Source organism: Isoptericola sp. NPDC057391 (genome assembly GCF_042668085.1).
Classification (GTDB): Bacteria; Actinomycetota; Actinomycetes; order Actinomycetales; family Cellulomonadaceae; genus Isoptericola.
Window position 1 is genome coordinate 1 of record NZ_JBHVBO010000217.1, and the last position, 6,185, is coordinate 6,185.

At 71.3% G+C, this 6,185-nt stretch carries 6 protein-coding genes; 2 read left to right on the forward strand and 4 right to left on the reverse strand.

Features of this window, described 5'->3' with window-relative positions:
* Window positions 1–70: 70 nt before the first annotated feature.
* The 4 genes from ACFUVW_RS18730 to coxB all read right to left on the reverse strand — a co-directional run bounded on the left by ACFUVW_RS18730 (window position 71) and on the right by coxB (window position 4,236).
* Window positions 71–901 (reverse strand): hypothetical protein, encoded by an 831-nt coding sequence (locus tag ACFUVW_RS18730; RefSeq protein WP_430572818.1) that lies wholly within the window; start codon window positions 899–901, stop codon window positions 71–73.
* Window positions 902–1,094: 193 nt separating this feature from the next.
* Window positions 1,095–1,496: a cytochrome c oxidase subunit 4 gene (locus ACFUVW_RS18735; RefSeq protein ID WP_430572819.1), complete on the reverse strand. Its 402-nt coding sequence runs from the start codon at window positions 1,494–1,496 to the stop codon at window positions 1,095–1,097.
* Window positions 1,493–3,313, reverse strand: coding sequence for a cytochrome c oxidase subunit I (gene ctaD, locus ACFUVW_RS18740; protein WP_430572820.1), 1,821 nt, complete (start codon window positions 3,311–3,313; stop codon window positions 1,493–1,495). Before ctaD ends, ACFUVW_RS18735 begins: the two co-directional genes overlap by 4 nt.
* Window positions 3,313–4,236 carry a cytochrome c oxidase subunit II gene (gene coxB / locus ACFUVW_RS18745; RefSeq protein ID WP_430572821.1) on the reverse strand — a complete coding sequence of 308 codons (924 nt, stop codon included), beginning with the start codon at window positions 4,234–4,236 and terminating at the stop codon, window positions 3,313–3,315. Before coxB ends, ctaD begins: the two co-directional genes overlap by 1 nt.
* A gap of 370 nt (window positions 4,237–4,606) precedes the next feature.
* On the opposite strand from coxB, the gene ACFUVW_RS18750 reads away from it, so the two are divergent.
* Window positions 4,607–5,809: a cysteine desulfurase family protein gene (locus tag ACFUVW_RS18750; protein WP_430572822.1), complete on the forward strand. Its 1,203-nt coding sequence runs from the start codon at window positions 4,607–4,609 to the stop codon at window positions 5,807–5,809.
* Window positions 5,806–6,129 (forward strand): sulfurtransferase TusA family protein, encoded by a 324-nt coding sequence (locus ACFUVW_RS18755; RefSeq protein ID WP_430572823.1) that lies wholly within the window; start codon window positions 5,806–5,808, stop codon window positions 6,127–6,129. Before ACFUVW_RS18750 ends, ACFUVW_RS18755 begins: the two co-directional genes overlap by 4 nt.
* The last annotated feature ends 56 nt before the right edge of the window (window positions 6,130–6,185 follow it).

Here is a 6,185-nt window from a genome sequence, read left to right on the forward strand (position 1 = left end):
CGCACGCATCGCGTGCGGGGCCCTGCTGCGTCCTGGGCGGCCGAGGAGCCCCCGGACGTCCGTGGGCCGGTCAGTTCTGGGAGAACTCCGAGTACGGGATCACGTCGTCGTCGGCGGGCGCCTTGACGTCGACCGGCTCGCCCCACTTGCTGAACGCCGACTCGACGACCATCTCCTGGCCATCGACCTCCATCGTGACGTCAACCTCGACCGGCAGGCCCTCCGGGTCCACCTTGTAGACGGTGACGATCTCGCCGAGCTGGCCCGCGGTCGACGGGTCGATCCCGGCCGTGCCCTCCGTCACCTTGGAGGGGTCGATGGTCGCCGTGTAGACCTCGGTCTCGACGCCGTCGACGGTCTCGGAGCCGGTGTGCTCGAACGACGTGACGGCGTCGGCCATCGCCTCCGCCTGCGCGGCGGCGTCCATGGACTCCATCGAGTCCATCGTGCCGGCGAGGGCCGGGTCGGCCGCCATGTCCTCGGCGGTCATCGACAGGTACTTGCCCTGGGTCATCTCCCCCATGGACAGGTAGATCGTGCCGTCGACCATCACCATGTCCATGTCCATGCCCATGACCGCCATGGTCATCTGCATGGCCGTGTCCTCGAACGTCGACCCGAAGACGACGTCGGCCGTCGTGGCGCTGTCGGTCATCCCGGCCGACTCGGCGAGCTCGCCCGAGTAGGTCATCTCCATGTGCGCGCTCGAGGCCTTCTCCTGAGCGGCCTGCATCTGCTCGGCCAGGTCGGTCATCGTCGAGACGGTCGCGATCTCGGCGGCCTGCTCCTCGGCCGGCTGCCCGGCGTCGGGCGCCGCGGACTTCTCGCTCCCGCAGGCGCTGAGTGCGAGGGCGACCAGGCCCGCCGATGCCAGGGCCACGGTCTTCTGGGGGACGCGCATGGTGCTCCTTCTCAGGGAATCGTGAGGTTTCATTCCATCACGCGACCGTGCCGGCGTGGGCCGGTCGAGCGTGCCGGGCGCCGATCGTTGCCGATCCGTGTCCCCGGGCGCCTCCTCCCCGCCGCCCCCCCCAGGAACGGGAACGGGCCCCTCACGCGAGTGCGTGAGGGGCCCGTGTGCCGGAACAGGAGCCTCAGTGGGCGTGCTGCCCGCGGCTGAACTCGAACACCCAGCCGACGAGCCCGATGACGCCGAGGATGAAGCCGATGTAGAGCACCCACCAGCCCACGGCGAGCCCGAGGAACGCGACCGCGGCCGCGGCGGCGATGACCAGCGGCCACCAGCTCCACGGCGAGTACACGCCCTGGTCGCCGGCGCCCTGCTCGATCTCGCCCTCCTCGTCGTCCTCGGGGCGGGGGTCGATGCGGCGGGCGGTGAGCGCGAGGTACGCACCGACCATCGCGACGAGCCCGCCCACCAGCGGGATGCCGAGGTAGCCGACCGGCTCCTGGAAGTCCGTGACGAAGCCGTAGATCACGCCGACCAGGACGAAGAACGGGGCGAGGAACAGGAAGAGCTTGATCTCGATCTTCACTTGCGGTTCTCCTCCTCGTCGTCGATCACGGTGGTGGTCGACTGGGCGGCTGACGACTGCGCGCTGTCGCGACGCTCCTCGACGAGCTCCTGGTGCCCCCGGCGGTCGGGGTCGCCGTAGACCTGGACCAGCGGGCCGTGGCCCGGCACCTGCTCCATCGCCGCGACCTCGGGGTGGTGCAGGTCGAAGGCCGGCGACTCCGAGCGGATGCGCGGCAGCGAGGTGAAGTTGTGCCGCGGCGGCGGGCAGCTGGTGGCCCACTCGAGCGAGCGGCCGTAGCCCCACGGGTCGTCGACGGTGACCTTCGGCGCGTTGCGCCAGGTCGTGTAGACGTTCCACAGGAACGGCAGCGTGGACGCGGCCAGGATGAACGCCCCGATGGTCGACACCTGGTTCTCCCAGGTGAAGCCCTCCTCCGGCATGTAGTCGGCGTAGCGACGGGCCATGCCCTCGACACCCAGCCAGTGCTGGATGAGGAACGTCATGTGGAAGCCGACGAACAGCAGCCAGAAGTGGACCTTGCCGAGCCGCTCGTTGAGCATCCGGCCCGTGAACTTCGGCCACCAGAAGTAGAAGCCGGCGAACATCGCGAACACCACGGTGCCGAAGACCACGTAGTGGAAGTGCGCCACCACGAAGTACGAGTCGGACAGGTGGAAGTCCAGGGCGGGGCTGGACAGGATGATGCCCGTCAGCCCGCCGAAGAGGAAGGTCACCAGGAAGCCGATCGACCACAGCATCGGTGTCTCGAACGTGAGCTTCCCGCGCCACATCGTGCCGATCCAGTTGAAGAACTTCACGCCGGTCGGGATGGCGATCAGCATCGTCATGAAGGCGAAGAACGGCAGGAGCACCGCGCCGGTCACGTACATGTGGTGGGCCCACACCGTCACGGACAGCGCCGCGATCGCGATCGTCGCGTAGATCAGGCCCTTGTAGCCGAAGATCGGCTTGCGGCTGAAGACCGGGAAGATCTCCGACACGATGCCGAAGAACGGCAGCGCGATGATGTACACCTCGGGGTGGCCGAAGAACCAGAACAGGTGCTGCCAGAGGATCGCCCCGCCGTTCTCGGGGTTGAAGACCTGCGCCCCGAGACGACGGTCGGCGCCCAGCGCGAACAGCGCGGAGGCCAGCGGCGGGAAGGCCATCAGCACGAGCAGGCTCGTGACGAGCGTGTTCCACGTGAAGATCGGCATCCGGAACATGGTCATGCCCGGCGCGCGCATCGTGATGATCGTGGTGATGAAGTTGACGGCACCGAGGATGGTGCCGAAGCCCGCCAGCGCGAGGCCGAACACCCAGAGGTCTCCGCCTAGCCCTGGACTGAACGTCGTGTTCGACAACGGTGCGTAGGCGAACCAGCCGAACGACGCGGCGCCCTGCGGGGTGAAGAAGCCCGCCGCCGCGATGAGGCCGCCGAAGAGGAACAGCCAGTACGCGAACATGTTGAGCCGCGGGAACGCGACGTCGGGCGCGCCGATCTGCAGCGGCATGATCACGTTGGCGAAGCCCGCGAACAGTGGCGTCGCGAACAGCAGCAGCATGATCGTGCCGTGCATCGTGAAGAGCTGGTTGTACTGCTCCTTGCTCTGCACCACCTGCAGGCCGGGCATGAACAGCTCGGCCCGGATCAGGAGGGCGAGGATGCCTCCCACGGCGAACCAGACGAACGACGTGATCAGGTACAGGTAGCCGATCGTCTTGTGGTCGGTGGAGGTGATCCACTTGACCACGGTGCGACCGAGGTTCTGGCGCTTCGGCGCGAGACCGGGGATGACCTCGACGTCGTGCGCGGGGGCAGTCGTGGCCGCCATCAGTTCTCGACCTCCGGGAGGGTGTCTTCCTGCGGGAAGTTCGCGTCGTGCTGCTGGCGGTTCAGGTCGAGCCCGAGCTCGCCGGTCTGGCCCGCGGCCGCGAGGTCGGCCATGTGGGCGTCGTACTCCGCCTGCGACACGACCTTGACGTTGAAGAGCATCCCGGAGTGGAACTCGCCGCAGAGCTCGGCGCACTTGCCGGCGTACGTGCCCTCACGGGTCGGGGTGACCTGGAAGGTGTTGGTCCGGCCCGGGATCATGTCCTGCTTGTACAGGAAGGCGGGGATCCAGAACGAGTGGATGACGTCGCGGGAGTCCAGGGTGAACTCGACCGTCTGGTCGACCGGCAGGTACAGCGTCGGGACGTCCTTCGACGTGCCCGGGGCGCCGTCCACCTCGTCCTCGACCGTCTGGCCGCCGACGTCGAGCAGGTGCTGACCGGAGTCGTAGACGCCCTCGTCGAGGTAGTTGAAGTCCCAGCTCCACTGCTTGCCGATGACCTGGATGTTCACGTCCGGCTCGGCGCTGGTGTCCTGCACCGCCGACATGTCGCGGTCCGTGTAGAAGAACAGGACGAGGATCATGATGGTCGGCACGGCCGTGTACATGATCTCGAGCGGCATGTGGTAGCGCGTCTGGATCGGGAGCTGGTGGTCGTCCCGGCGCTTGCGGTACGCCGCGACGCACCACAGCATCAGGCCCCACGTGATCACACCGACGATCAGCGCCGCGATCCAGGAGCCGACCCAGAGGTTGGTGATTCGCTCGGTCTGGTTGGTCACCTCCCCGTCGCTGTAGCCGGGCAGGTATCCGCGCTTGACGGAGTCGCTGGCACAGCCGGAGGCCAACACGGCGACAGCGCCGGCGATCGCCGTCGCGCGCAGGATGACCCGCCGGGTGCGGGTGGGGCTCTTCGAGTGCAAGGGAGGCCTTTCACGTCACGTCCTGCCCGACCGCCACGGCCCCTCTGGGCAACAGGCACGCGGACAGGACCTTCGTCCTCGATGAAGTGCAGCCTAGCGCGCCCGGAGCAGGTTCGACGCCGCAAAAGCCCCCTCGGGGCGTGACTCTTTCCGCACGGGACGTCCACATCTCCTTCTTGCACACAGAGCCCAGGAGAGTGTCAGATCGATCGTCGGCGGTGTCAGATCCTCGGGCCCGCCCCGGGACCCGGGCGACCGGACCTCGACGCCCCGAAGATGGCACGATCGTGCCCCGGGCGCGCCTCCCGCGCCCGCCCGACACGCCCGGCCGCGGCGTCGGGACGCCCGTCAGCCCTCACGGAGCGCGCCTGTGACCGACACCACCGACCCGACCGGGGCCCCGTCCCCCACGACATCGCCCGCGGCGACCGCCGGCTCGCGGGTGCACCTGGACAACGGTGGCGGCGCCCCGCTGCACCCGCTCGCCCGGCAGGCCCTGCTGCAGGCGCTCGACGAGGGCTGGGCCGACCCGCACCGGTTGCACACGGAGGGGCGCCGGGCGGCGCGGCTCCTCGACGGCGCGCGCGAGGCCGTCGCCGCCGTCCTCGGTGCGCGCACGGAGGAGGTGCGGTTCACGGCCAGCCACGCGACCGCCCTGCGCGACGCCCTGGCGGGCGCCGCGCAGGCCCGGCGCCGCGCGGGCGGGGACGTCGTCGTGGGCGGCACCGAGCGCGCGGCCGTGCTGCACGCGGCGGCGGCCGCCGCACGCGCCCAGGGGGGCGAGCGCGTCGTGGTCGGCGTCGACCGGCACGGCCGCGTCGACGGGGACGCCTTCGCGGAGCGCGTCGCGCGTCCCGGCGTCGCGCTGGCCGCGCTCCAGCACGCCAACGGCGAGGTCGGCACGCGGCAGCCCCTGCGCACCGTGCACGACGCCGCCCGGTCCGCGGGGGTGCCGCTCCTCGTGGACGCGGGCGCGTCCCTGGGTCACGACGACGCCCCCGACGCCTGGGACCTGCTCGCCGCCCACCCGGTCGACTGGGGCGGGCCCGCCGGGGTGGGCGTGCTCGCCGTGCGCCAGCGCGTGCGGGCCGTCCCGCCCGGGCCGGAGGACGCCGACCCGTGGGCGCCCGGTGGCGTGAGCGTGCCCGCCGCGTTCGCCGCCGCCGTGGCCCTGCAGGCGACGACGGCCGACCGCGCCGCGCAGGACCAGCGGCGGCGGCTCCTCACGCAGCGGGTGCGGACCGCGGCCGCCGCCGTGCCCGACGTCGAGGTTGTGGGCGACCCGGACGACCGGCTCCCCCACGTCGTGACGTTCTCCTGCCTGTACGTGGACGGCGAGGCGCTCGTGACGGAGCTGGACCGGGCGGGCTTTGCGGTCGGCTCCGGTTCGGCCTGCACCGCGAGCACCCTGGAGCCCTCGCACGTGCTCGCGGCGATGGGGGTGCTCACGCACGGCAACGTGCGGATCGCCCTCGACCGGTCGACCACCGAGGAGGACGTCGACCGCTTCCTCGCCGTCCTGCCGGGCGCCGTGCGGCGGGTGCGCGACATGCTCGGGGTGGGCGGGTTGTGAGCGCCGACGACGCGAGGGTGGAGGCGGACGCCGTGGTGGTCGACGCCCGCGGCCTGCGTTGCCCGCTGCCCGTGATCCGGCTGGCCGCCGCGGCCCGCGACCTGCCCGCCGGGACGCTCGTGACCGTGCTGTCGACCGACCCGGCGGCGCGCCACGACGTGCCCGCCTGGGCCCGGATGCGCGGGCACACGACGGTCGGCGAGACGGAGACCTCCCCCGCGCCCGCGCCGCCCGAGGACGCCGGCGACGAGGGCGACGAGGGCGACGAGGGCGCCTCGACGACGTGGGCGCTCACGGTGCGGCTGGGCGCGACCCCCTGACCGCCCTGGGCGCGGCCCTCGGACCGGGACGACGACGGCCCGGCCACCCGTGGGGG

Excerpts from the sequence above, each read along its gene's own strand:
- ACFUVW_RS18730 (WP_430572818.1), bottom strand. The coding sequence starts at position 901 with ATGCGCGTCCCCCAGAAGACCGTGGCCCTGGCATCGGCGGGCCTGGTC.
- ctaD (WP_430572820.1), bottom strand. The coding sequence starts at position 3,313 with ATGGCGGCCACGACTGCCCCCGCGCACGACGTCGAGGTCATCCCCGGT.